Annotated in this window: 18 protein-coding genes; 8 read left to right on the top strand and 10 right to left on the bottom strand. The window is 71.1% G+C overall.

Annotation, left to right across the window (positions count from 1 at the left end):
* Window positions 1–136 precede the first annotated feature (136 nt).
* Window positions 137–1,006: an aldo/keto reductase gene (locus tag RB614_RS09675; RefSeq protein ID WP_308712057.1), complete on the bottom strand. Its 870-nt coding sequence runs from the start codon at window positions 1,004–1,006 to the stop codon at window positions 137–139.
* 103 nt (window positions 1,007–1,109) lie between these two features.
* Here RB614_RS09675 and kduI point away from each other — a divergent pair, with 103 nt between their 5' ends.
* Genes kduI through RB614_RS09660 form a run of 3 tightly spaced genes read left to right on the top strand, consistent with a single transcriptional unit; the run spans window position 1,110 to window position 3,441 of the window.
* Window positions 1,110–1,925 (top strand): 5-dehydro-4-deoxy-D-glucuronate isomerase, encoded by an 816-nt coding sequence (gene kduI / locus RB614_RS09670; protein WP_308712056.1) that lies wholly within the window; start codon window positions 1,110–1,112, stop codon window positions 1,923–1,925.
* A complete protein-coding gene (locus RB614_RS09665) occupies window positions 1,922–2,674 on the top strand; it encodes an SDR family oxidoreductase (RefSeq protein WP_308712055.1) in 753 nt (250 codons plus the stop codon). The genes kduI and RB614_RS09665 overlap by 4 nt, the downstream gene beginning before the upstream one ends.
* A gap of 5 nt (window positions 2,675–2,679) precedes the next feature.
* Window positions 2,680–3,441 carry an IclR family transcriptional regulator gene (locus tag RB614_RS09660; protein ID WP_308712054.1) on the top strand — a complete coding sequence of 254 codons (762 nt, stop codon included), beginning with the start codon at window positions 2,680–2,682 and terminating at the stop codon, window positions 3,439–3,441.
* 147 nt (window positions 3,442–3,588) lie between these two features.
* On the opposite strand, the gene RB614_RS09655 is transcribed toward RB614_RS09660, so the two are convergent.
* Both RB614_RS09655 and RB614_RS09650 read right to left on the bottom strand, forming a co-directional pair.
* Entirely contained in the window at window positions 3,589–5,100 is a 1,512-nt protein-coding gene (locus RB614_RS09655) for a pentapeptide repeat-containing protein (RefSeq protein WP_308712053.1), read from the bottom strand.
* A 97-nt stretch (window positions 5,101–5,197) separates the two neighbouring features.
* The gene (locus RB614_RS09650; protein WP_308712052.1) at window positions 5,198–6,034 is read right to left on the bottom strand and encodes a DUF4097 family beta strand repeat-containing protein; all 837 of its coding nucleotides are present in this window, start codon (window positions 6,032–6,034) and stop codon (window positions 5,198–5,200) included.
* A 154-nt stretch (window positions 6,035–6,188) separates the two neighbouring features.
* Here RB614_RS09650 and RB614_RS09645 point away from each other — a divergent pair, with 154 nt between their 5' ends.
* Together RB614_RS09645 and RB614_RS09640 are read left to right on the top strand one after the other, a co-directional pair.
* Window positions 6,189–7,178, top strand: a complete 990-nt coding sequence (locus RB614_RS09645) for an ATP-binding cassette domain-containing protein (RefSeq protein ID WP_308712051.1) — start codon at window positions 6,189–6,191, stop codon at window positions 7,176–7,178.
* On the top strand, window positions 7,175–7,909 hold the full coding sequence (locus tag RB614_RS09640) for an ABC transporter permease (RefSeq protein WP_308712050.1): 735 nt from the start codon (window positions 7,175–7,177) through the stop codon (window positions 7,907–7,909). Before RB614_RS09645 ends, RB614_RS09640 begins: the two co-directional genes overlap by 4 nt.
* Here the strand turns inward: RB614_RS09640 and RB614_RS09635 are convergent.
* Together RB614_RS09635 and RB614_RS09630 are read right to left on the bottom strand one after the other, a co-directional pair.
* A complete protein-coding gene (locus RB614_RS09635; protein WP_308712049.1) occupies window positions 7,893–11,033 on the bottom strand; it encodes an ATP-binding protein in 3,141 nt (1,046 codons plus the stop codon). The genes RB614_RS09640 and RB614_RS09635 overlap by 17 nt on opposite strands.
* A 64-nt stretch (window positions 11,034–11,097) precedes the next feature.
* Complete coding sequence (locus RB614_RS09630; protein ID WP_308712048.1) at window positions 11,098–13,209, bottom strand: catalase; 2,112 nt, start codon at window positions 13,207–13,209, stop codon at window positions 11,098–11,100.
* Between the two features lie 147 nt (window positions 13,210–13,356).
* Here RB614_RS09630 and RB614_RS09625 point away from each other — a divergent pair, with 147 nt between their 5' ends.
* Window positions 13,357–14,571, top strand: coding sequence for an alpha/beta hydrolase family protein (locus RB614_RS09625; protein WP_308712047.1), 1,215 nt, complete (start codon window positions 13,357–13,359; stop codon window positions 14,569–14,571).
* 52 nt (window positions 14,572–14,623) lie between these two features.
* Here the strand turns inward: RB614_RS09625 and RB614_RS09620 are convergent, their stop codons facing one another.
* Window positions 14,624–16,459 (bottom strand): Calx-beta domain-containing protein, encoded by a 1,836-nt coding sequence (locus RB614_RS09620; RefSeq protein WP_308712046.1) that lies wholly within the window; start codon window positions 16,457–16,459, stop codon window positions 14,624–14,626.
* Between the two features lie 468 nt (window positions 16,460–16,927).
* On the opposite strand from RB614_RS09620, the gene RB614_RS09615 reads away from it, so the two are divergent.
* Window positions 16,928–17,641: a Clp protease N-terminal domain-containing protein gene (locus RB614_RS09615; RefSeq protein WP_308712045.1), complete on the top strand. Its 714-nt coding sequence runs from the start codon at window positions 16,928–16,930 to the stop codon at window positions 17,639–17,641.
* 501 nt (window positions 17,642–18,142) lie between these two features.
* Here RB614_RS09615 and RB614_RS09610 read toward each other — a convergent pair.
* Window positions 18,143–19,840, bottom strand: coding sequence for an LTA synthase family protein (locus tag RB614_RS09610; protein ID WP_308712044.1), 1,698 nt, complete (start codon window positions 19,838–19,840; stop codon window positions 18,143–18,145).
* 103 nt (window positions 19,841–19,943) lie between these two features.
* On the opposite strand from RB614_RS09610, the gene RB614_RS09605 reads away from it, so the two are divergent.
* The gene (locus tag RB614_RS09605) at window positions 19,944–21,872 is read left to right on the top strand and encodes an alpha-glucuronidase (RefSeq protein WP_308712043.1); all 1,929 of its coding nucleotides are present in this window, start codon (window positions 19,944–19,946) and stop codon (window positions 21,870–21,872) included.
* Here the strand turns inward: RB614_RS09605 and RB614_RS09600 are convergent.
* The 3 genes from RB614_RS09600 to RB614_RS09590 are packed head-to-tail and all read right to left on the bottom strand — an operon-like array spanning window position 21,866 to window position 26,138.
* Window positions 21,866–23,866: a beta-galactosidase gene (locus RB614_RS09600; RefSeq protein ID WP_308712042.1), complete on the bottom strand. Its 2,001-nt coding sequence runs from the start codon at window positions 23,864–23,866 to the stop codon at window positions 21,866–21,868. The two genes, RB614_RS09605 and RB614_RS09600, sit on opposite strands and share 7 nt — an antisense overlap.
* Window positions 23,863–24,618 carry a YesL family protein gene (locus RB614_RS09595; RefSeq protein WP_308712041.1) on the bottom strand — a complete coding sequence of 252 codons (756 nt, stop codon included), beginning with the start codon at window positions 24,616–24,618 and terminating at the stop codon, window positions 23,863–23,865. Before RB614_RS09595 ends, RB614_RS09600 begins: the two co-directional genes overlap by 4 nt.
* The gene (locus RB614_RS09590) at window positions 24,615–26,138 is read right to left on the bottom strand and encodes a GH39 family glycosyl hydrolase (RefSeq protein ID WP_308712040.1); all 1,524 of its coding nucleotides are present in this window, start codon (window positions 26,136–26,138) and stop codon (window positions 24,615–24,617) included. The genes RB614_RS09595 and RB614_RS09590 overlap by 4 nt, the downstream gene beginning before the upstream one ends.
* Window position 26,139: the final 1 nt, after the last annotated feature.

The following is a 26,139-nucleotide window of genomic DNA, read 5'->3' as shown; positions in this document are numbered from 1 at the left end:
GCGGGGCTCGTGCTGGTCATTTCGGTGTCCCTACCGCGAGGGCGGGTCATGCCGGCTCGCCACGCGCGACGGCGGGGCATGCCGGCTCGCCCCGCGCCAGGGCGGGGCATGCCGGCTCGCCAGGTGCGAGGGCGGGTCATGCCGGCTCGCCGACCGCGACGGCGGCGCTCACCTCGGCGAGGTCGGTGGGGGAGAGGCACACGATGGCGGCGCGGCGCGCACTGTCCACCATCGACGGCGTGGTGCAGCCCGGGATCGCCACGACATTCGGCCCTTGGGCCAGCAGCCACGCCAGTGCGATCTCGTGCGGGGTGGCGCGGTGCCGGGCGGCGACCGGGGCCAGCGCCGGCAAGGCGGCGGCGAGCCGGGGCGCCCGCCGCCGGCCGCCCAGCGGGCCCCAGGCGAGGAACGCGATGCCGAGCCGCTGGCAGTGCGCCACCGTCGCCAGCTCCTCCCGGTCGAAGAGGGAGAGCCGGTTTTGCACACTGCCGATCGGTGTGATCGGGCGGACCCGCTCGATCATGTCGACGCTGAAGTTGCTGATCCCGATGTGCTGGATCTTGCCCTGCCGTCGCAGCTCGGCCAGAGTGCCGACCGACTCCTCGATCGGCACCGCCGGATCCGGACGGTGGAGCTGGTAGAGCGGAATCGACTCCAGCCCGAGCCGCTGGAGGCTGGCGTCGCAGGCCCGGACGAGGTGCTCGGGACGCGCGTCGTTGATCCAGCCGCCCGTCTCGCCGCGAAGCAGCCCGCCCTTCGTCGCGATCAACACCCGGTCTGGCCAGTCCCGGCCGAACGTGGCCAGCGCCGCCGCGGCGAGCCGCTCGCCGTAGCCGTGCTCGTGACTGGTCAGGCCGTAGCAGTCTGCGGTGTCCAGGAACGGCACGCCCACCTCGACGGCGTGACGCACCGTGGCAATCGCGTCGTCGTAGTCGGGTCGGCCCTCGGCGGCCAGCGGAAGCAAGCCCAGGCCGATACCTCCGACCTCCCTACCCGCTAACTGCATGGATCAACTCTCCAGAAACTCCTCGTGCTGGCCTTGCGTTCGACCCCAGTATCAGGCATCTTCCGTGAGAAGGAAAGAGCTTCCGCCAGATGGAAGGAATGTTATGCGCGTTCAACACGCGACCCACCCCGCTGAGATGGCCGGCCTCACCACCGCCGCCCTGCGCGAGCGGTTCGTCGTGCCCGACCTGTTCGCACCGGGCGAGATCCGGCTGTCCATGACCCACCACGACCGGATGCTGATCGGTGGCGCCGTCCCGGCCGGCCGGTCGCTCACGCTGCCCACGCCGGACCAGCTACGCGCCAGCTACTTCTGCGAGCGGCGGGAACTAGCGGTGATCTGCCTGGACGGCACCGGCGCGGTCACCGCCGACGACAGCGGCTACGAGCTGGTCGCGGGAGACGTGCTCTACGTGGGGATGGGCAGCCGGGAGGTACGGCTGGCCGGCACGGCCGTCTACTACCTGGTCTCCGCACCCGCGCGCCGGCCCGACCCCACGCGGCTGGCCCGCCGTGACGAGGTGGAGGCCCTGCATCTGGGCACACCGGCGGAGTCCAACGTGCGCACCATCCGCAAGTACGTGCACGCCGGCGGCGTTACCTCCAACCAGCTCGTCGTCGGCATCACCGAGCTTGCCGAGGGCAGCGTGTGGAACACCATGCCGTGCCACGTGCACGAGCGGCGTACCGAGATCTACCTGTACTTCGGGCTCGGCGAGGAGGGTCGCGTCGTGCACCTCTGCGGCGAGCCGGACAACACGCGCAGCCTGATCATGGCGGACCGGCAGGCCGTCGTGTCGCCACCGTGGTCGGTGCACAGCGGCGCCGGCACCAGGGCGTACTCGTTCGTCTGGGCGATGGCCGGCGAGAACGTCGACTACGCGGACGTCGAAGTCGTCCCGACCCGGGATCTGCGGTGAGCGGCGGCCTGCCGCTGGCCGGCCGTACCGCGCTGGTCACCGGTGCTCGCACCGGTATCGGCCGGGCGAGCGCACTGGCGCTGGCGGCGGCCGGCGCCGACCTGGTCTGCTGGGACCGGGCCACGTCCGGCGACGTACCCGACCAGGCACGGGCCCTCGGCCGCGCCGCCGAGTCGGTCGTCAGCGACCTGACCGACGCGGACCGGGCCGCCGACGAACTGGACGCGCTGCTCGCGCGCCGCCGGATCGACATCCTGGTGAACAACGCCGGGACGATCCACCGCGAGCCGGCCGAGCAGACCTCGATGCCGGACTGGCGCCGCGTGCTGACCCTCAACCTCGACGCCGTCTTCGCGATGAGCGTCGCGGTCGGTCGCCAGATGCTGGCCAACGGCGATGGGCGGATCATCACGATCGCCTCCCTGCTGTCCTTCCAAGGTGGCGTGACCGTGCCGGCCTACGCGGCCAGCAAGCACGGAATCGTGGGCCTGACCAGGGCACTGGCCAACGAGTGGGCCGGCCGCGGCGTGAACGTCAACGCCGTCGCCCCTGGCTACGTCGTGACCGAAAACACCGCGCCGCTGCGCCGGGATCCGGACCGGCAGCGGGCCATCAGCGAACGCATCCCCGCCGGCCGGTGGGGTACGCCCGAGGACATCGCCGGGCCGGTGGTATTCCTGGCCGGTCCCGACTCCCGCTACGTACACGGACACGTGCTCGTCGTCGACGGTGGTTGGATGGGACGCTGATACCCGTGACCGCCGAACCGCCCTCCGCCGTCGAGAAGGTGTTGCTCGTCCTCGACGCGGTGACCACCGAGCGGCGGCTCTCGGACATCTGCCGGGCCACCGGCCTGCCGCTGAGCACCGCGCACCGCATCCTCAACGAGCTGGCCGCCGCCGGCTGGGTCCGGCAGGACCACGACCGCGGCTACGCACCGCACACCAGGCTGCTCGGCCTCGCCGGGCGTCTGATCAACAAGGGCGGCCACGCCGAGCTGGTCCGGCACGCGATACACCGCCTCAACGAGACCACCGGCTACACCATCCACCTCGGGGTACGGCAGGGCGACCAGGTGCTCTACACCGAAAAGCTGGACGGCCAGCGGGCGTACCAGATGCGCTCGTACATCGGCCAGGCTGTACACCTGCACTCCACCGCGATGGGCAAGGCCATCCTGGCCCGCCTACCCGAGCCCGAGGTCACCGCGATCGCCGCCCGCACCGGACTACCCGCCATGACCCCGGCCACCATCACCGACCCGGCACAGCTGACCGCACACCTCGCACAGATCCGGGCGCGAGGCTGGGCCTGGGACGACGGCGAAAACGAACAGCACACCCGCTGCATCGCCGCCGCGGTCCTGGACGACCGCGGCGTTCCGGTGGCAGGCATCAGCATCTCCGGACTGGAGTACGACCTCAGCCCTGACAGAGCTGCCGAATTCGCCACCCCCCTACTCGACGCCGCCGAGGAGATCGGCCGCGCGTTCGGCGCCGTTGGCATCCGTCCATAGTGGACAATGTTTGGTTGCCGTCCAGGAGTAGGTGCCAGTGTTGGAACCGTCGTCGCCCGCCGGTCCACATGAGCAGAGCGAGGCCGGTCATCGCGGTTCTGTCGCACCTGGCACCCGGCCTCCGTCGGCTCCACCAACGAGCACGCTCTACCTATCTCCCAGCGAAGCAAGCTCTTCGCTACTTGGCCAGGCCACGCCGGGTTCTTGACCGGTCAGTCCCGCTGGCGGCCGACTCCAGTTGGTCGGTTGGCTCAGGTCGAGCAGGCCCCCGGCGATCTCTGTTTTCCTGAAGGTGACTTCGGTGCCGGAGAATGCCGCACCGGTGAAGCTGACCGTGCCGCCGCGGATCGCCGTCTCGTCCAACCAGATGTGACCGCCGGTGAGAGCTGTGTGGATGAGGGCGATGCTGCCCCCGGAGATCTCCATGTGACGAAGGTCGACGGTACTGCCGCTGAATCTTGAGCTGTTGAAGTTGATCTCTCCGGCAGACAGGACCCCACCAAAATTGACCCGGCCGCCGGAGAACGTCGCTGCGGCCAGGTCGAGAAAGGCTCCGGCGAACCTCGCGCCGCCGAAGTCGACGAAGCCTCCGGAGAAAGTCGCCTCGAAGAAGCTGACGTGGCCGCGGGCGAACGTCGCGCCCTGGAGGTTCAACTCGGTCCCGCGTGCGACGTGGATGCCCCTGAAGTCGCCGCCGTCGAAGACGGTGCCCATCAGGTCGAAGCGGTGACCGTGCCAGTGCTTCCTGTTGCTGGCGGTCGGCTCTTGGAGATGGTCTCGAATCACGGCGATGACGGTGTGCCGAACCTGTCGTTCCTGGCGGGCGTTGTCGTCGCCGGCGTCCTTCTGGACGCCTGGCGGACGTCCAGACTTGGTGCCGGACGGGGCGGATTCGGCTGCCGGCGGGGTGTATGGCATCCGAAGGTAGGCGCAGAGGACGTCGAGGCAGGTCTGGCGCCCTTCGGTCCAGTCGTCGGCGAGTCCGGCCATCGCGTACACGCCGGCGAGCCGGATGGCGGCCTTGTCCGAGCCGAGTTGGTCAGTCGCCTTGCCGAAGCGTTCGTTGAACAGCTTGGTCTCCTCGCGGCGCTCGGCTGCCTCGCTGTGGCCCTGTCTTCGATAGGCGACGGTCAGCGCCACGACGCCGCCGATCCCGGCTACCACCGACAGGACGATCTTCATAGCGTCGAACGTGTTTTGCGTGCTCCAGGCCTGCGCCCCAGCGGATGCCGCCCGCGAAGACGCCGAGCCGGTAGCCGCCAGATCCGGGCGGCCGAGCAACCACCACAGGCTCGCCCCAGCGGCGACCGCCACCAGCAGGCCGACCAGCAGCAACAGCGCCACATGCGCGAACAGGGGCGCCCGTGACGTCGCGGGCCGCCGCCCGTCGCTGGCCCAGCCACGGATCACCGCTCCGGCGATCCCCGCCAGACCGCCTGCCAGCAGAAGGACCGGTAGCCACCACCGCCAGTCCGGCGCGGCGAGCAGCCGCGCGCCGGCCCGCCACCACGAGCCGGGTACCAGCCACGCCGCGCCGGCCAGCGTCGCCAGAACTGAGATGCCCAATCGCCACTGGCCTGGCCGCACCCTGAGCAGTTCCAGCCGTACCCGAGCGAGAGGACGGGCTGCCGCTGCCGAGACCTTCCCTATCGACGTCATGGTCCTCATTTCATCCGACGTCGCCAAGGCGCCGCCCGCGCCCGACCGGAAACCGGCCACCGCAGTGGCGCCGTAACGGCGCCACTGCGGATCCGGCTCAGACGGCCGCGCGGTGGATGACGATGTCGTCGCGCCGGGTACGGGCGTAGACCGTGACCTTGTCGTCGGACCCGCCCGGGCCGTCCTGGGCGGGCAGCGAGTTGCGCACCTGCCCCTTGGTGCTCTCGGCGTCGACCGCGGCGGCGGCGCCCTCGCGGATGCCGACGTCGATGCCCCCGGAAGCGTTCATCAGCTCCGCCTGGCCGCGCGTCATCCGGCCGACCCGGATGGGGCAGTTGGCCGCCTTGGCGGTGACGCTGCCCTCGGCGCGGTCGATGTCGAAGCTGCCGCTGGCGCCGTTCAGGTCGACGTCGGACCGGGCGTGGCCGATCCAGACCTTTCCGGTCGAGCCCCGGTACTTGACGGTGCCCTCGACCTCGCCGATCCGCACGCTGGCCGCGCCGCCTTCGATGTCGACGGTCCCGGCGACGTGCCCGATCGCGACCCCGCCGGCCGCCAGGTTTCCGCGCAGCGTGGCGATCCGGTCGAGCTGTACCTGCCCCGAGGCCAGGCTCAGCTCGCAGTCCCCGAACGGGCCGTCGGCGTGCACGTCCGTCCAGGCGGTGTTGAGGACCAGCTTGGATCCGGCCGGCAGTTCGATCGTGATGGCGACGGAGCCGTCCTTGTCACCCGCCTTGATCGTCTTCACGGACAGTTCGCCGGCGGTGAAGTCGACCTCGGTCTTCTCGGCCACCTTCACGTCCGTCTTGTTTCCGCCGTTGATGGGTTCGACCAGCACTACCGTGTCCAGCCGGTCGCTCGCGGTGATCCGCACCTCGGCGCCCGCGGTGGTCAGCGTGGCCGTGATCAGCTCTGGCGTGGCGAACGTAGGCATGACGATCTCCCCTTTGTCGTGTGCGTGTTTGTTGACGTAGCCACGGTCGCCCGCCCTCCTGACACCGGACCGCCACCGCCCTGACGCGGCGCCGCCACCTGCCGTGACAGGGGCGTGTCAGGTCGGTGTCAGGCCGCCCGATGACAGTGGGCGCATGACGGATTTCGCGATTACGGCCTCCGATCTGCGGAAGGCATACAAAGACAAAGTCGTGCTTGACGGCATCGACCTGAACGTCCGCGCGGGAACGGTTTTTTCCCTGCTCGGTCCGAATGGGGCCGGCAAGACCACGACGGTGAACGTACTGACCACATTGTCGAAGGCCGATGGCGGGACGATTCACGTCGCCGGCTACGACGTCGCGACCGAGGCCAAGGCGGTGCGCGCCGCCATCGGGGTCACCGGTCAGTTCGCGGCGGTCGACGAGCTGCTGACGGGCCAGGAAAACCTGCAACTGATGGTGGACCTGAACCAGCTTTCCGCGGGCGCCGGCAAGCGGATGGTCGCCGAGCTGCTGGAGCGCTTCGAACTGGTCGATTCGGCGCAGAAGCCGGCGTCGACCTACTCCGGAGGCATGCGCCGCAAGCTCGACCTGGCGATGACGCTCGTCGGCAACCCGCGGATCATCTTCCTGGACGAGCCGACGACGGGCCTGGATCCGCGTAGCCGGCGCACGATGTGGTCGATCATCCGCGAGCTGGTGGCGGGTGGCGTGACCATCTTCCTCACCACCCAGTACCTCGACGAGGCCGACCAGCTCGCCGACCGGATCGCGGTGCTCGACCAGGGCCGCCTGGTCGCCGAGGGGACTCCCGACGAGCTCAAGCGCCAGATCCCCGGTACCCACGTGCGGCTCCGGTTCAGCACCGCCGAGGAGCTCGACGCGGCCGCGCGGATCCTCCCCGACTCCACCCGGGACGACGAGGCCCTGACCCTGCGGGTGCCCAGCGACGGCGGGACCAAGGCGGTGCGGGCCCTGCTGGACCGGCTCGGCGAGTACTCGCTCGACGCCGAAGGCTTTTCCGTCCACACACCGGACCTCGATGACGTTTTCCTCGCCCTGACGGGCCACACCACGAAGGCCCTGACAGGCCACATGACGGACGCCCTGACGGGCCACACCACGGAGGTAGTCGCGAAATGAAATCGCCGTCGATAGTGATGTTGCGCCGCAACTTCAAGCACATCGCCCGGAACCCGACAACGGTGTTCAACGCGGTCCTGATGCCGGTCGTGGTCATGTTGATGTTCGTGTACGTCTTCGGTGACGCTTTCAGCGTCGGTGTCGACTACGCGACGCCGGGCCTGCTCCTGCTGGCCGTCTGCTACGGCCTGGGGTCTGTTGCGGTGTCGGTGAACTCCGACGTGACCAAGGGCATCATCAACCGGTTCAAGGTCATGGACGTCCCGCGCAGCGCGGTGCTGACCGGTCACGTCATCGCCAGTGTGCTGACCAACATGCTCGCCGTCGCGGCGATCGTCGGGGTCGCCTTCGCGCTGGGATTCAGTCCGTCGGCGAGCCTGTTGGACTGGCTCGGCGTGGTCGGCCTCGTCGTACTGCTCAGCTTCGCGGCGGGCTGGCTCACGATCGCCATGGGGCTGGCGGCGAAGTCCCCGGAGACCGCGGGTCTGGCCTCGCTGCCGCTGGTCATGCTGCCGTTCTTCAGCAGCGCGATCTCGCCGACGGACAAGATGGGCCCGGGCGTCCGGGAGTTCGCGGAGTACCAGCCCTTTACGCCGATCATCGAAACCCTGCGCGGGCTGCTCAACGGCGCGCCCTCCGCCGGCGACGTGATCCCCGCCCTCGCCTGGTGCGTCGGGTTCGCCCTCGTCGGCTACCTCTGGGCGTCCTCCACGTTCAAGAAGCGAGCGTGACCGCGGCCAACTCGCCCCAACTCGCCTGCGCACCCTCCCGCGCCGCCTCGGTGAACCGCGTGTCACCGAGGCGGCGCCGCGCTTCCCGCTCGATCCGGGCAACGTCCGGCTGGGAACGGTCGGCCAGGCCGCCCACGGCGGCGCTCGCCGCGAGCAGCCGCGCCGCCTGCTCGTACTCCTCCTGGCGCAGCGCCAGATCCGCCACCCCGACGAGTACCCGCGCGATCGCGAGCGCGCTGCCCGACTCGGTCGCCGCCTGGATGGCCGCGGCGCGGTGTTTGCGGGCCTCGTCGAGAGCCCCGGCGAGGTACCCGAGCAGGTCCTGGGCCACCGCGCGGATCTGTGGCCGCTCGGCCGCGGTGCCGAGCACGGCCGTCGCGGCGTCGAGCTGCCGGCGTGCCTGCTCGGCGTCACCGCTCCAGCGGGCCAGCTCCGCCTTCGCCAGGGCCAGCTCGGTCAGCGCCTGCGGCCAGGCGACCCGTTCCGCGTACCGCTGGGCCTCGGCCATGGCGGCCGCGCTCGACTCCTCGTCGCCGGACAGCCAGTAGAACTGGGCCTGCCGGGACCGCATCCGCACGACGTCTTCGATGGCGCCGACCTCGATGACGACCGCGATCGCCTGGTCGTAGTGCTCGCGGGCGGCGGCGAACTCGCCGCGCATGGCGAGCCGGTCGGCCAGCTCGGTCAGGGCGAACGAGATCCCCCACCGGTCGCCGAGCGCGCGAAACTCGGTGAGCGCCGCTTCGAGGTACGCGTCCGCGTCCCGCCCGCCCTGGCCGAGCAGGATCCGCATCTTGCCGAGCTGCAGCCGGGCGAGGGCGCCGACCCAGGGGTCCTCGTCGGTGAGCAGCGGCTCCCAGGCGGCCAGGAACGCGTCCGGCGTCCGCAGCATGCGCTCCAGCGCGGCGACGAGCGCCACCGCGGGGTGGCGGTGCCGGCCGCGCTGGCTGAACTCGTACACCTTCCGGATCCACTCCGCCGCCTGACGCTCGTCGCTCTCCCGCCCGGAGGTCAGAAACCCGGCGACGAACGCGTACACCACGGCCTGGATCTCCTCGGGCACCTCGCCGGGCACGGCGATGGCCGCCATGATCAGCTCGTTGCCCTCGGCCTTGTGCCCGTTGAACCACCAGTACCAGCCGGCGGCAGCGGCGAGCCGCATCGCCCCTTCGGCCTCGCCGGCCGCGAGCGCGCCGCGCATGGCGGCCGCGATGTTGTCGTGCTCGGCCTCGAGCGTGGCGAGCCACCGCAGCTGCTCGGCGCGGCGCAGGTGCGGGTCCGCGGTCTCGGCGAGGTCGGTGAAGTAGGCGAGGTGCGCGCGGCGCGCCAGGTCCGACTCGCCCGCCTCCGCGAGGCGCTGCCCGGCGTACTCCTTGATCGTGCCGAGCATCCGGTAGCGCGGCGCCCCCTCGCCTTCGGTGACCACGAGCGATTTCTCGGTCAACGCGGTCAGCAGCTCGAGCACCTGCCACGCCTCGACCGCATCGCCGGCGCAGACCCGCTCGGCCGCCTCCAGGCTCGCCCCGCCGGAAAATACCGAGAGCCTGCGCAGCACCGTCCGTTCCGCGTCGGTGAGCAGCTCCCAGCTCCAGTCGACCACCGCGCGCAGCGTCCGGTGCCGGGGCAGCGCCGTGCGGCTGCCGCCGGTCAGCAGGCGGAACCGGTCGTCGAGCCGGTTGGCGAGCTGATCGAGAGACATCGTGCGCAACCTGGCGGCGGCGAGCTCGATCGCCAACGGCATCCCGTCGAGCGCCCGGCAGATGCGCGCCATCGTAGATAGTGTACGGACGTCGGTGGCGATGTCCTTGCGCACCGCGCTGGCTCGGTCCTGCAGCAGCCGGACCGCCGCGGACGCACCGATCACGCCGGCGTCGGCGTCCGCCGCGGGGACCGCCAGCGGCGCGACCGCCCACAGCGCCTCGCCGGTGATGCCGAGCGGTTCCCGGCTCGTCGCGAGGATCCGCAGCCGCTGGCACTCGCCGAGGACCCGATGGGCGAAACTCGCCGCGGACTCGATCACGTGCTCGCAGTTGTCCAGGATCAGCAACATCGCCCGCTCGCGTACCGCGGCGATGACCCGATCGGTCGGCTCCGCGTCCGGTGCCTCGCCGAGCAGCGCATCGCGCAGGCTGAGCGCGGCGAGTGTCGCCTGCGCCACGTCACCGTCGGCACCGATGGCCGCGAGCTCCACCAGCCAGGCCCCGTCCGGCAGGTCGCCGAGCAGGGTACGCGCGGTCTCGGTGGCCAGCCGGGTCTTGCCCGTACCGCCCGGCCCGATCAGCGTGGTGAGCCGGCGCTCGGCGACGAGCTCGCGGACCGCGGCGACATCGGCGTCCTTGCCGACATAGCTGGTCAGCTCGGCGCGCAGGTTGGTCTTTCGCTGCTCCTCCCGCCGCCCCAACTCGCCCCGCAGCAGCGCGACGTGCAACCCGGACAGCTCCGGCGACGGGTCGACGCCCAGCGTGTCGGCCAGGGTCTGCCTGGTGCGCTCGTACACCAGCAGCGCCTCGGTGTCGCGACCGGTCGCGACCAGGGCCCGCATCAGCGCGGCGACAAGCCGTTCGCGTACCGGATGCGCGGCGACCACGTCGGTCAGCTCGGTGACCAGCTCCGCGCCGTGGCCGAGGCCGATCTCGGCGTCGAACCGGTCCTCCATGGCCGCGAGCCGCAGCCCTTCGAGCCGGGTGACCGCCGCGTCGAACGCCGCGCTCTCCTGCAGACCGACGTCCTGCATGGCCGCACCACGCCACAGCGCCAGGGCCTCGCGCAGCCGTGCCACCCCGCGCAGGTCGGCGTCGTCGCGGGCCTGGGTGACGAGGCGCTCGAACCGCACGGCGTCGACCGCCTCGGGCTCGACCCGTAACCGGTAGCCGTCCGTCAGCCCCTCGACCGAACCTTCCGGCAGCGCCTTGCGCAGCCGGGAGACCAAGCGCTGCAACGCGTTCGCCGCGTCGGAGGGCGGCTGCTCGCCCCAGATCCAGTCGACGAGCGTCGCCTTCGGGACCGCGTGACCGGCTTCGAGGGCGAGCGCGACCAACAGTGCGCGCAGCCGGGCACCCGGCACGTCGGCCAGGGCGCCGCCGTCCGTGCGAACCTCGAATGGTCCAAGTATCCCGATCTGCACTCAGTTGATTTTGCCATGGGCGATCGGCGATCCTCTGCCCCCGACGGCGGCGCCGGAGCCGAGGTCAGGACGGCGCCGCCTGGCGGTCCCAGATCCGTAGCCGCCGGCACCGGGTCAGGAAGTCGGCCGCCGGGCGTTGGCCGTCGTCGATCCGTACGAACCCGTCGTCCAGGTGCCCGTTCAGTCCGGTGGCGGCCAGCAGCGCGGTCGCCTCCTCGACGTACCCGACGAACTTGCAGTGGGCGTACGCGTCCGTCACGAAGTCGCGGGCGGCCGGCAGGTTGGCCAGCTGAGTGGCCCCCTCCTTGGTGGTCAGGATCGCGACCGCGTCGTAGAGCACCGACGGTGCGCCTTCCAGCTTCTGGTCGGCGGAGACGTGGTTGCCGTCGCTGGTGTCGACGCCGCCGACCGCCGGCGCGACGATCTCGACGTTGGTCTTCTCCTCGGCCGCGGCGGCCCGTAGCTCGGCCAGGACCCCGGCGTCCGCCCCGTCGGTGACCAGGATGCCGATCTTCCGGCCGGCGAAGCTCTCCGGGCCGTTCGCGATGATGGAGAGCGCCGGCGAGGGCGCCAGGTCACGGACCGGCTCGCGGGCCGGCGGCAGCGGATCGGGCAGCGCGGGCAGGCCGAGGCCGTCGGCGACGGTACGGGCCAGGTCGTCGTCGACGTTGCGCAGGCCGGCGACCATCCGGGCCCGGATGTCCGGCCGTTCGCACTTGCTGAGCTCGAAGGTGAACGCGTCCACGATGTGCCGCCGCTCCACCGGCGCCTGGCTGAGGTAGAACTGGCGGGCCTGGCTGTAGTGGTCGGCGAAGCTCTCCGGGCGGAGCCGCCGCTTGGGGCCGGAGTCCGTCGAGGGGTACGTGGTGAAGCCGCGTACCGGGTCCTCCCGCGGTCCGCCCTCCTCCGGCGACCAGGAGTTGGGCTCGTAGTTGGCGCGGCTCGACGGGTTCATCGTGGCCATGTGCCCGTCCTGCTGGAAGTGCGCGACCGGGCAGCGGGGCGCGTTGACCGGCAGCCGGGTGAAGTTCGGGCTGCCGAGCCGCTTGAGCTGAGTGTCCAAATAGGAGAAGTTGCGGCCCTGAAGCAACGGGTCGTTGGTGAAGTCGATCCCCGGTACGACGTTTTGCGTGCAGAACGCCACCTGCTCGGTCTCGGCGAAGAAGTTGTCCACCACCCGGTCGAGCACGAGCCGCCCCACGCGGCGGACCGGCAGCTCCTCCTCCGGGATGATCTTCGTCGGGTCGAGGACGTCGAACGCGAACCGGTCCGCGAAATCGTCGTCGAACAGTTGCAGGCCAAGCTCCCACTCCGGATACGCGCCCTGGGTGATCGCGTCCCACAGGTCGCGGCGGTGGAAGTCGGGATCGGCCCCGTTGATTTTCACGGCTTCGTTCCAGACCACCGACTGCATGCCTTGCTTCGGCTTCCAGTGAAACTTGACGAACGTCGACCGTCCCTGCGCGTTCACGAACCGAAACGTGTGTACGCCGAAACCCTCCATGAACCGGAAAGAGCGCGGGATAGCCCGGTCCGACATGATCCACATCAGCATGTGCGTCGACTCGGGCATCAGGGACGCGAAGTCCCAGAAGTTGTCGTGCGCGGTCTGCGCCTGCGGAAATCCGCGATCGGGCTCCGGCTTGGCGGCGTGGATGACGTCCGGAAACTTGATCGCGTCCTGGATGAAGAAGACCGGGATGTTGTTACCGACGAGGTCCCAGTTGCCTTCCCGGGTGTAGAGCTTCACCGCGAAGCCGCGTACGTCCCGGGCCAGGTCGAACGAACCCTTGCTGCCGGCGACCGTGGAGAACCGTACGAACGCCTCGGTCCGCTGGCCGGCCCGCTGGAACAGGTCGGCGCGGGTCAGGTCGGAAAGCGGCTCGTACGCCTCGAAGAAACCATGCGCCCCGAAACCGCGCGCGTGCACCACCCGTTCCGGGATCCGTTCGTGGTCGAAGTGGAAGACCTTCTCCCGGAAGTGGAAGTCCTCCAGCAGGTCCGGACCGCGCTCGCCGGCGCGCAGCGTGTTCTGGTCGTCGGAGACCGGGATGCCCTGCTGCGTCGTGAGGCTGGTCCGGCCGTCCCGCGCGATCTGGTGCGTCTCGCCGCCGGCGCCGCGCGCGACCGTCTCCTCGCCGTACCGGATCCCGTCCCGCCTCGCCTTGTCGTCCATGTCAGCTCCCTGCCGTCGCTTCGCCATGGATCGGAGGTGCCCCGATGCGGCACGGGGAAACGCGAGGCCGGGGCCGGGCGCCCCGATGTGGCGCCGGGATACGTGAAGCGCCTGCCGGGCGTACCCGTGCGGGTTTAGATTGGTTGAATGCCGTCAAATCAGGTCTTTTCTCGCGGCTTCTTCCGGGATCGAGACCTGGACTACGAGACTCGCGTGGTCCTGGGGGCGGCGGTGCACGGCGCCAGCGAGATCGGCGAGGTGCTCGCCACGGTCGACCGGGTCGAGGGGCGGGTCGACTGGCGGCGCCAGTGGACGCAGACCGCCCGGCGCGCCCGCGTGTCGGCCGACAGCCAGCGGTCGCGCGGCGACGCGCGGGGCGCCGGGATGGCGTACCTGCGGGCGGCCACCTACTGGGCCTGCGTGGTCGACGACTTCGCGGAGGGCGACGACAGCGACGGCCTGCGGCAGGCTTTCGAGGCGCACCGGGAGTGCTGGGACGCGTTCGTCGACTCGTTCGACGGCGCGCACGTACGGGTCGACGTGCCGTACGAGGGCACGACCCTCCCCGGCTACCTGCTGCGCCCCGACGCCTCCGGCGCGCTCCGCCCCACGCTCGTGCTCACCAACGGCAGCGACGCCGCGATCAGTGCACAGTGGAGTAACGGCGCCGCCGGCGCGCTCGCCCGGGGGTGGAACGCGTTCGTGTACGACGGTCCGGGGCAGCAGTCGATGCTGTTCGAGCGCGGTGTGCCGTTTCGGCCGGACTGGGAAGCGGTGCTCACACCGGTCGTCGACACGCTCGTGGCGCGGCCGGACGTGGACGCCGGACGCCTCATGGCGTACGGGGTCAGCCAGGGCGGCTACTGGGTGCCGCGCGCGCTGGCGTACGAGCACCGGTTCGTCGCGGCGGTCGCCGACCCCGGCGTGGTGGACGTGTCGACGCGCTGGATGCTCGCGCTGGGCAGCAGCATGCGCGGGCTGCTGGACCGGGGCGAGCGGGCGGCGTTCAACCGGGACATGCGGATGGCCACGCTGCTGCCGGGCCTGCGCCGGACGCTGACCTACCGCAGCCGCCCGTACGGCTCGCGGGACGACTGGTTCGACCTCTTCAGCGAGGTGCGCACGTACGCGCTGGACGACGAGACCCTCGGCCGGATCACCACCCCGGTGCTGGTGACCAACCCGGAGGGCGAGCAGTTCTGGCCCGGGCAGCCGGAACAGCTGGCGAAGCTGCTCGGCGATCGGGCCGAGCTCGTCGACTTCACCGCGGCCGAGGGGGCGAACCTCCACTGCCAGCCGCTCGCCCGGCAGCTCACCGACGAGCGCATGTTCGGCTGGCTGACCACTCAGTTACCACGTTGAGGCGCGGCCCCGGGAGCGAACTCCCGAGGCCGCGCGTCCGGAGCGCTTCAGGTCAGGCCTCGCAGGGCTTACCCTCCACATTGGCCTTCGACTCGGCGAGGACCACGTCGGTCAGCAGCGTGTCCAGGAAGACCGCCCGCTGTACGACGGTGTTGCCGGTCGTCTGGGTGCTGTTGATCTGGAGCGAGCCCACCACCAGCGGGATGGTCAGCGGCGCGGTGCCCACCGTCACCGGGAGACCGTTGATCTTCAGGCTGGCGATGGAGGAGGCGCCGGCGAACTTCGGCGTCAGCCCCGCGGGTCCCGCCGTGCAGGTCGCCGAGGCCGACGACTTGATCACGCCCAGCTCGATCACCACCGGGCCGGCGATGATCTTCGTGGAGTCGATCCCGGCCTTGGCCGTGGCGCTGTCGCCCGCGGCTGGCGGCGCGCTGTTGAGGTTGTTGGGCGTCTGGTCGGTACGGGCGTCCAGCACGCTGGTCTGGACCTTGACGATGCCGGCGTTCAGGGTCGACTGCGCGACGGTCGCGGCGTCGTCGGCGCACGGTACGTCGGCCGGGTTGGCCTGGGCGGCCTTCAGGCTGGCGATCTTCACCGCGGTCGCCTGGCAGGAGAACGAGCCGTCCCGCTCGTTGTCCAGGATCTTGCCCACGCCCGCGCCGTCGACGATGGCGGCGCCGGTCGGCGCGGAGAGGTTGACCGCGAACGTCTCGTCCGGCTCGTTCACCGCGTCATCCTTGATCGGTACGGGAAGGGGCTTGGTCGTCTCGCCCGCGGCGAACGTGAGCGTGCCGTTCACGGCCGTGTAGTCGCCCGGCGCGGTCGCCGAGCCGTTCGCGGTCGCGTACTTCACGGTCACCGGGTTGTCGGTGGGCCCGGTCCGGGTGACGGTGAAGACCGCCGGCCCGCCCGGCTCGGGGACCTCGACGTCGTTGATCTTCAGCCCGGGAACGTTGACGGTGAGTTTCTGGATGAATCCGCGGCTCTCGCCGTCGACCAGGAAGTCCACCGTGCACTGGTGGGCGCCGGCCGGCACGCTGCCGGAGAGCGCCACGTGCTCGGTGAACGTGGCGTCCTCGCCGCTGGTGACCGTGCGGTTGGCGGGGGAGAACGTCACGGAGACGCCGGCCGCGCAGGAGACCACCTTCGGCGTGACGGTGACCTCGATGGCCTTGATGCCGGCGAGGATGGCGTCCGCGACCTCGTCGCCGGCGACGCCGCTGAGCAGCACCCCGCCGGTCGCGGCGGTGAGGTTGCTGAACTGGCCGGAGCTGTCCAGCGCGCCCACGTCCACCGCGACGAGCCGGATGCCCGCCGCCTGGAGCGCGGCCGAGGTGTCGGCGAGCGTGTGACCACCGCTGGGGTCGTGCGACGGCGCGTCGCCGAAGATGACCGCGATCCGGGTGCTGTCCGGCCGGAACGCGATCGCGCCGGTGGCCACCTCGTAGAGCGCGTTGAGGTTGGCCTCGGGAAAGTCGCCTCCGCCGGAGGCGACCCACTGGTCGATGCCCGCCTGCACCGCCGGGTCGTCGCCGGTCAGGCCCTGGTTCACCCGGAACGGGGAGGAGTCGGTGAAGTCCTTGTACTCCGCGACCGCGAACTGCGCCGTCGGCTGCGCGCCGCTCACCTCGCTGAGGATGTCGGCGGCGTTGGTGCGGACGTTCGCGATGGCGCCGCCCATGCTGCCGGTGGTGTCCGCGATGAACACCAGGTCGGGGTTCGGCGGGATGGGCGGGGTGTGGACGACCTTGGTGACGTCGGCGGATCCCCCTGGGCCGAGCGTGAGTGTCACGTTGGACGGCTCCACGCCCGGATCGGCCGCGGCGGCACGGGCCGGGACGAGGGCCCAGCCGGAGCTGGCTAGGCACCCGGCCAACAGGGTCGCCATGAATCTCCTCTGGCGGCGGCTGCGTACGCGCATGGCGCTTCTCCTCCCCTTTTTTGGGGCACGGTCCACCGCATTCCGAATTGCACATGGGAAACGGATTCGCGCTTTGTTGGAAAGCGCCGGAAGGCGGTGGATGACTATGCAGAGTGAAGCAGTCGCGACTTTGCGTCAGCAAATCTTGACTAGCCGTCAATGGTCATGTACGCAGCACCTTCTCCTGTCGTATTGCTGACAGTCGCGAGCGCGCGCCCGGTGGTCGACTCAGCCATTCGGACTACCCTCCGGGGTGGATGAGATGAGGTCGTTCATTTCGTTCACGCCAGCCGCCCGTCCGCCGAACGGTGGATATCCGGTATCGCGCGAGAGAAACGGACGGAATTGCCCGGTAGGCCACCGCGAGGCGACCCGGCCGCCCGTGCCGTCAACTTGAGGTTGACGCGGGCCGGTCGTCAACCTAGGGTTGACGGCATGACGATGCCATCAATCAAGCTCGACGACCTCATCGCCGGGATCAAGCAGGTGCACAGCGAACCCCTTGAGCAGCTCAAGGACGCCGTGCTCGCCGGCGAGCATCTGGGCGAGCTGGCCGACCACCTGATCGGCCACTTCGTCGACCAGGCCCGCCGCTCCGGCGCCTCCTGGACCGACATCGGCCAGAGCATGGGGGTGACCAAGCAGGCCGCGCAGAAGCGGTTCGTGGGCAAGGGCGAGCCGTTCACCCTCGACCCCTTGGAGGGCTTCCGCCGGTTTACGCCGCGGGCCCGCACCGTCGTGGTGGAGGCGCAGGAGGCCGCGCGGGCCGCCGGCAACGCCTTCATCGGCCCGGTGCACGTCCTGCTCGGCCTGCTCACCGAGCCCGAGGCGGTGGCCGGCAAGGCGATCGTCGACCAGGGCGTGACGCTCGATCGGGTCCGGGAGGCGGCGACGGCGGCCCTGCCGGCGGGCGGTGAGCGGCTCGAAGGGCTGATCCCCTACGACGCGGACGCCAAGAAGGTCCTGGAGCTGACCTTCCGCGAGGCGCTGCGGCTCGGCCACAACTACGTCGGCACCGAGCACATCCTGCTCGCGCTGCTGGAGCAGGAAAACGGCAGCGGGCTCCTGGCCAGCCTCGGCATCGGCAAGGAGGCGACCGAGGAGGAGATCACCGCCCTCATCGCCGCCGCCCGCGACGCCAAGGGCTAGACGATCTGTTCCAAGAGTTGGGCTACCGCGATGTCCGCGCTGGTCCAGACCGTTGCGCAGGGTCCCCGGGGAAACGTGGAGCGCAGCGGAGCGTTTCTTGGGGTGCGTTCCCGCGGCGTCACCCTCCGCGCCACCAGGGATCGCCTCGACCGCGCCTCGGAAGGACCGCTCCTTGATCGACGTCGACGCCGGCTGACTCTGAGTAGATCGTGGTACTCGGGTGCCCCTGGAGGGGCAGCTACGTACCACGATCTGCGCCTCCGGCCGGATCTGAGGGCGCCGATCAAGGGACAGCGGCGCGGTGCGAGGCGCTTTGAGAGTGAGCCGCGGAGGGCGCGGCTGCGGGAACGGCGTGGCGGTTGCGAGGATGCCAGCTGGCGGCGTACCCCGAATGGCTCTCCCGCGGTGCCGGCCGTGACCGGCACGACGAGCCGGACCACGCCGACCAGCGCGGCCAGGCTGACCACGACGGCGGCCAGGCGCCCCAACGACCGCCACACGCTAGCGCGGCGGGCTGTACGCGGTCAGGAAGCGGTCGCGGAAGGTGTCCATCCGCCAGACCGGGGCCTGTTTGCCGGGCTTGAGGCCTGGGTCCCAGTGCCAGCCGGAGATCCGGTCGAGCACCGCGCGGTCGCGGGTGAGGATCGTGATCGGTACGTCGTGGGTGGCGCCCTTGCCGGTGAGCAGCGGTGCCGGCTGGTGGTCGCCGAGGAAGACCAGCACGAGGTTGTCGTCGCCGTACTTCTCGATGTACGCGATGAGGGCGTTCAGCGAGTACACGATGGAGGTGCGGTAGCCGGCGCGGGTCTTGTCGGCGTCGCGCCACACCTCCTCCGGGGAGTCGCCGGCCTTGGCCATCGGGCCGAAGACCGAACCGTCGCCGACGTCACCCCAGTCGATCATGTGGGGGAGCGGTGCCCACGGCGCGTGGCTGGAGGTGAGCGGCATCTCCGCCATCAGCGGCCCGCGCCCGGCCCGGCCGTACTCCAGCCGCTGGAACGCCGAGAGCGTGTACTGGTCGGGCATCGTGCCGAGCGCGAAGGCCGGCCCCTGGTAACCCACGTTCTTGGCGTCGTAGACCTGGTCGTACCCGTAGAAGCGCCCTTCCGGCCAGGCTTTGGTCACACCCGGCATCATGCCGACCGTCCGCCAGTTCGCCCGCTCGAAGGCGCTGGTGAGCGTGAGGCGGTCGCTGGAGACCAGCGAGCGGTACCGCTTCTGGTTGTTGATCCAGAGGCCGGAGTTGAACGTGGCCTGCGCCATCCAGCTCCCGCCGCCCGCCGTCGACGAGGTGAGGAACCCGCTGCGGGAGTCGAAGCCGGCGGCGGCGAGCCGGCGGGTTCCGTCGTCGAGCACCGCGCCGACCTCCGGCGCGTACAGCGGGTCCTCGATCGCGTCGCGGCCGTAGCTCTCGATGAACGTGAAGATCACGTCCTTGCCGCGCAGTGCGGTCAGCAGCTGGTCGCCAGGTGTGTTCCGGAACGCGTCGACCGCCGCCACCCCCTCGAACGCCTGCTGGTCGCGCAGGCTGCTCCGGGTCTGCGCCGCGTGCCCGCGCACGATGCCGGCGGTGTCGCTGGCGGCGAGCGGCGCGCCGGAGACCACGTGCGCGCCGAGCGCGGCACAGACGAACCAGGCCAGGACCAGCGCCGCGGCGGCCCGGGTGGCGGTGCGCTGGTGGGTCACCACGTGGCGGGTCGCCCGCAGCACCGACAGCGTCATCAGCACGATCACCGCGATGACCAGCAGCACGGCGCCGACGACCGCGCCGATCGCGCCGGCCCGACCGATCGACTGGGTGAGGAAGACCAGCGCGGGGTCGAAGAGGCTCAGGTCGAAGACCGGGTCGAACGGCCGGTCGAGGACCGAGTAGAAGCCGATGTCGAAGAACTTCAGGATCGTGACCAGGCCCAGGCCGGCGCCGCCGAGGAGGGCGAGCACGCGGCGCGGGCGGGGCGGCAGCGCGAGCAGCACGGCGATGCCGACGACCGCCTCGATCGGGATCCGCAGGAACGTCCACGGGGTGACCTTGGCGAGCTCGTTCGGGAGCAGGAGCGCCCCGATCACCAGCAGCCAGGCCAGGACGGTGGCGATGCGGCCGGCGACCGGCCGGATGCGCGCGAGCCGCGGCGGCCTGCCGGGCTCCTCCGGCGGGACCGGCGGCGCGGCCGGTTCGGCGGGGGAGGTCAAGGTCCGCACGACAACTAGAACGGGCACCGCGTGGCAACAGTTCAACGCCTGCCCCGGTACCGGCTGCATCTTCCGGTAAATTTACGGAACAGTTCTGACCTGGGGAGGTTCCGTGAGCACCGATGAGCTTGCCGGCGTGCATCCGGCCTGGCTTCCGCCGGCGGCGTTCCGGGCGATCGCGGCGCGCCGGGTGGCCGTCCACGGCACCGGCACGCTGGTGGACACCGTCCGCGCGGAGGTCGGCGCCACCGTCGACGAGGACGCCGAGCTCGTCCTCCGCGTGACCGGCGAGGTGGGGGCGCTCGGCGAGGAGGGCTTCGAGCTGTACCGGCGGGACGGCGTCACGGTCGTGCTGGCCGGCGCGCCGGCCGGACTGCTCTACGGCTTCTTCCACGTGGTACGGCTCGGCGAGGCGGCGTTCACCGGGGAGCGGCCGGTGGAGCGGCACCTGCCGGCGATGCGGCGGCGGATGCTCGACCACTGGGACAACGTCGCGGTAAACCCGGTGATGGGGCAGGTCGAGCGGGGCTACTCGGGCGGCTCGATCTTCTGGCGGGACGGCGCGCAGTGCGACCTCGCCCGGGTGCGCGCGTACGGGCGGCTGCTCGCGGCCACCGGGGTCAACGCCATCACGATCAACAACGTCAACGTCCAGGCGGCCGCGGCGCGGCTGCTCACCGACCGGCTCGGTGAGGTCGCCGCGGTCGCCGGCGTGCTGCGGCCGTACGGGATCCGGGTGCACCTCTCGGTCAACTTCGCCGCGCCGGTAATGCTCGGCGGCCTGCCCACCGCCGACCCGCTCGACGAGGGCGTGCGGGCCTGGTGGGCGGAGACCACCCGGCGGGTGTACGAGGCGATCCCGGACTTCGGCGGCTACGTGGTCAAGGCCGACTCCGAGGGGCAGCCCGGCCCGTTCGGGTACGGGCGCGACCACGCGGACGGCGCGAACGTGCTCGCCGACGCCCTGGCCCCCTTCGGCGGCGTGGTGCACTGGCGCGCGTTCGTCTACAACCACCGCCAGGACTGGCGGGACCGCTCGACCGACCGGGCCCGCGCCGCGTACGACCACTTCGCCCCGCTCGACGGCAAGTTTCGGGACAACGCCATCCTGCAGGTCAAGTACGGCCCGATCGACTTCCAGACCCGCGAGCCGATCTCCCCGGTCATCGCCGCGATGCCGGCCACCAACGTCGCGGTCGAGCTTCAGGTGACGCAGGAGTACACCGGGCAGCAACGGCACGCCTGCTACCTCGGTCCGATGTGGAGCGAGGTGCTCGGCTTCCCGCTGACCCCGGACCGCGACGTGGCCGGGCTGGCCAAGGAGCTGATCGCGGTCTCCAACGTCGGCGACGATCGGTTCTGGACCGGGCACCCGCTCGCCCAGGCCAACCTCTACGCGTTCGGCCGCTTCGCCTGGGACCCGTCGCTCGACCCACTGTCCATCCTGGACGAGTGGATCGACCTCGCGCTCGGCCCGGACGTGGACCGGGCGGCGCTGCACGCGATCCTGGACGACTCGTGGCGCACGTACGAGTCGTACACGGCGCCGCTGGGCGTGGGGTTCATGGTGCGACCGGGGCACCACTACGGCCCGGACGTGGACGGGTACGAGTACACGCCCTGGGGCACGTACCACTTCGCCGACCGCGACGGCGTCGGGGTCGACCGCACCCGCGCGACCGGCACCGGCTTCACCGGGCAGTACCCGCGGCCCTGGTCCGACGTGTACGAGTCGCTGGAGCGGTGCCCGGACGAGCTGCTGCTCTTCTTCCACCACGTGCCGTACGGCCACGTGCTGCACAGCGGCTCGACGGTGATCCAGCACATCTACGACACGCACTTCGCCGGCGCCGAGCGGACCGTGGAGATGCGGCGGCTCTGGGAGCGGCTCGCCGGCCAGGTGGACGCCGACCTGGACGCGCGGGTGCGGGAGCGCCTCGACGAGCAGGTGCGCTCGGCCGCGGAGTGGCGCGACCAGATCAACACATACTTCTACCGCAAGTCCGGCGTGCCCGACGAGAAGGGCCGGACGATTTACTGACGCAGCACCATCACGCCGCGCGCGTCCAGCCGGATCACCTGTCCGATGTGGACGCGTGCGCCGGTGAGCAGGTCGAGGCCGCCCGCCCGGGCCACCACCTCGACCGGCTCGGGGTTGTGGTTGAGCAGGAAGAGCAGGTGCGTGCCGTCCCGGGTGACCCGGACCGCGGTCTCCAGGTCGGGCACGTCCGGGTACGGGCCGCTCAGGTTGTGCCAGTCGAGCACCTGCCGGACCACCCAGCAGACGCCGGTCTGGTCCAGCCCGGCGCCCACGTACCAGCCGTAGCCGGCGCCGAAGACGTTGCGGGTCACCGCCGCCGTACCGGCGTAGAAGTCCTCGCCGTACGTGCCGACGACGTCCGCGCCCTGCGGGATCACCAGCTCTAAGAGGAGCCGCGCGTCGACGATCGGGCCGTTGTCGAAGCAGACCGGGTTGACGAACTCCGGGCCGCGCGCGTCCCACTCGTCGATCCGGATCCCCATCAGCGGGCCGAGCGGGCCGGGCACGTCCGCCAGGAACGCGTTGTCGTCTTCGTCCACCCGCCCGGACAGGAACGTGGTCACCACCGAGCCGCCCCGGCTGGCCACCTGCTCCAGCCGCTCGGCCAGGTCGCCCTTGACCATGTGCAGCGCCGGTGCGATCACCACGTCGTACCGGGAGAGGTCGGCGGTCACCGGTACCACGTCGACGTCGGCGCCGGCATCCCACAACGCCCGGTGGTACGTGAGCACCACCTGCTGGTACCGGACCAGGCGGGACGGCCCGTCCGAGATCTCCAGCGCCCACCAGCTGTCCCAGTCGAAGAGGAGCGCGACCCGGGCCGGCGTACGCGCGCCGAGCGTCACGCCGCCGACCCGCTCCAGCTCGGCGCCGAGCTCGGCGACCTCGCGGAAGACCCGGGTGTCCGAGCGTCCACTGTGGCCGATGACCGCGCCGTGGTACTTCTCGGAGGCGCCGCGGGAGGCGCGCATCTGGAAGAACAGCACCGCGTCGGCTCCGTGCGCGACCGCCTGCCAGCTCCACAGCCGCATCAGGCCGGGCCGCTTGAGCGGGTTGACGTCGCGGGACGCGGTGTAGCTCGGCGTCTGCTCCATCAGCCAGAACGGCTGGCCGTCCTTGAGCCCGCGCATCAGGTCGTGGGTGAGCGCCATCCGCGCCTGCGAGGTGTCGTCCGGCGGGTAGTTGTCCCACGAGGCGAAGTCGAGATGCGGCGCCCAGCGGTGGTAGTCGATCGGCCGGTACATGCCCATGAAGTTGGTGGTGACCGGGGTGTGCGGGTCGGACTCGCGGATCGCCCGCTTTTCGTCGCGGAAGTTGGTGAGCATGGCGTCCGACATGAACCGCAGGTAGTCGAGCGTGATGCCCTGGAACGCGGTGTGGTCCGGCCCGCGCCAGTGCTCGGTCAGCGCCGACGGCGGCTCGATCTCGTCCCAGTCGGTGAAGGTGTGCGACCAGAACGTCGTGTTCCACGCCGCGTTCAGCCGCTCCACAGTGGAGTACCGGGCGCGCAGCCAGCCACGGAAGGCGGCCGCGCAGAGGTCGCAGTAGCAGGCACCGCCGTACTCGTTGCCGACGTGCCAGGCGATCACCGCGGGGTTGCCCGCGTACCGGGCGGCGACGCGGCGCGCCATCTCGGCGGAGAGGCGGCGAAACACCGGAGAGCTGGGGCAGGCGTTGTGCCGCTGGCCGTACCGGTGGCGCCGCCCCTCGAAGTCGGTGCGGTTGACCTCGGGGTGCGCCTTGGCCAGCCAGGGCGGCAGCGCGCCGGTGCCGGTGGCGAGGCAGATCTGGCGCCCCTCGGCGGCGGCCCGCTCGACGATCCGGTCCAGCGTCGTGAAGTCGTACATGTCCGGGGCGGGCTGGGTCTGCGCCCAGGTGAAGACGCCGAGCGTGACGGTGTCTATCCGGGCGGCGTCGAAGAGTTCGTAGTCCTGCTTCCACACCTGCTCGGGCCATTGCTCGGGGTTGTAGTCGCCGCCGTACGGAACCTTCATGCCGTGAACTCCTCCTCGATCGCGGTGATCATCCGGCGGGAGGTGAGTAGCAGGACAAACGCGAACACCGAGCCCAGCAGGATCAGCACCACCTCGGAGGTGGCGGCGGTGAGCAGGGCCGCCAGCGCCACGAGGCAGGCGTTGCCGAGCGTCACGGCCGGCGTACGGGCGAGGAAGAGCAGCGCCAGGCGGGCGATGTCGACGGTGCGGAACGAGAAGAGCGAGGTGATCACCAGGGCGTTGCCCAGCCACAGGGCCGTCGCGACCGCGATCGCCACGAGCAGCGCCGCCCACCAGCCGGGCACGTCCGCGGCACCGAAGTTGGCGAGGTTGAGCCCGATGACGGCCAGCCACGCCACACCCGGCACCCAGACCTTCAGGCTGGCCAGGACGTTGAGCCGGTACCCGCGCCAGAACGCCCGGGCCGGATGGAGGTCGGTGATGTCACCGCTGCGCCGGCGCAAGGCGTACAGCGCGGCGGAGACGGCCGGGCCGAGCGGGAGCGCGCACGCGGCGGCGAGCGGGATGTTGCTGCTGTCGGCGGTGAGCAGGAGGAGCGGCACGAGGCCGGGGAGCGCGGTGAGCAGGATGAGCAGCTCGACCACGAGCAGCGTGTAGACCAGGGCCGCACCCTGAGACAGGGGACCGTTGCCGAAGTGGCGCCTCGTACTGGCGCGTGCCTGCCACGCTCCGTCGCTCGGCGCTCGTCCGCCGTCGTGGTCCCGGCCCGTAGCCTCGCGACTCCCGCTCATCTCTCTTCCCTTCCGGTGCCCAGTAGCCGGTCCTCGTCCCACCACGGCGGGGTCTCGTCGGCGACGGCGGTGATCTCCACCAGCGTCACCTCGTGGCGGTCGAGGGTGAGGTCGAGGTCGACGCGGCCGCCCGCGATCGGCAGCGCCTGATGCCGGCGGACCGGCTCGGCCAGCTCGCGCAGCAGGTCGAGCTGGCGCTGGTCGGGGGAGCGCGGGCGGCCCATCGCGGACCAGGCCGCCCAGGCGTTGCCCGCCTCCTCGCTCACCGAGGAACGCAGCGCGAACGCCGTCCTCTGTGGAGCATCGAGCGGGATCGACAGCCGCACGGTGTGCCCGGTCGGGGACGCGTCGCGGCCGCTGATGTCCACCGGCGCCCACGCCAGCACCGTCACCCGTCCGGTGGCGTCGCGGGTGACGAGGTGGTCCAGGCCGCGGGTCAGGAGCAGGTCGCCCATCCGGGCCATGAACGCGTACAGGTGGTAGGTCGGCTTCTTGACCTGGCGGTGGGCGAGCAGGCCGAACCCGCCGTGCAACAGCGCCGTCGGTACGCCCACCTCCTCGAAGACGTCGCTGAACGTCCAGTACGAGAAGGAGTCGACCAGGTCACCGCCGGCGGCCAGCACCGGTGCGAGGTACGCGGCGTTGAGCGCGGTGTCGTGGATCGGGTTGTCCGGCCGGTACGAGGAGTTGAACTCGGTGATGTGCACCGGCAGCCCGGCCAGGGCGGTGCCGCGCAGCTTGCGCCCCGGCCCGGCGAACTGCTCCAGCAGGCGGCTCGACGGCGCCAGCCGCTGGTGCGTGCCGAAGGGCACGTGCTGGGCGGAGCCGGAGGTGTACGCGTGCTGGCTGACGAAGTCGACGGGCACGTCGCGGGCGGCCACGAAGTCGGCGAAGCGGAGCAGCCAGTCGCCGGCGCTCGGGGCCAGGGCCGGGCCGCCGACCTGGAGCTCCGCGTCGACCTCCTTGACGGTGTGCGCGGTCAGCTCGTACAGGCGGTGGTACGCCTCCTGGTCCGCGCCGGCCCAGAACTCCTTGAGGTTGGGCTCGTTCCACACCTCGATCGGCCAGCCGCGCACCTCGGCGAGGCCGTACCGGTCGACGAGGTGGGAGATGGTGGCGCGGACCAGGTCGGCCCACTCGGGCCAGGAGCGCGGGGGCGTGACGTTGCCGTTCCACCAGAAGACCGTCTGGTCGCCGGAGGCCAGCTCGGCGGGCATGAAGCCCAGCTCCAGAAACGGCTTGATGCCCAGGTCGAGGTAGGCGTCGACGACCTGGTCGACGTAGGTGAACGAGTGGTGCACGCGGCGGGCGCCCCGGTGCTCGTACGGCCGGTAGATGCCGACGCCGTCGCTGAGCAGGCCGTGCCCGCGGATGTGGCGGAAGCCGATCTCCCGCTGGACGGTCGCCAGGGAGTCCTGGTAGTCGCGGCGCAGGGCGAGCTCGAACCGGCCGGTGCCGACGCAGTAGCGCCAAGCGTCGGACAACCGGCCGGTCGGCTCTTTCGGTACGGAGACCCGCACG

This window comes from Phytohabitans maris, from assembly GCF_031085175.1.
Taxonomy (GTDB): Bacteria; Actinomycetota; Actinomycetes; order Mycobacteriales; family Micromonosporaceae; genus Phytohabitans; species Phytohabitans maris.
This window is presented reverse-complemented; position numbering and strand designations above follow the sequence as displayed.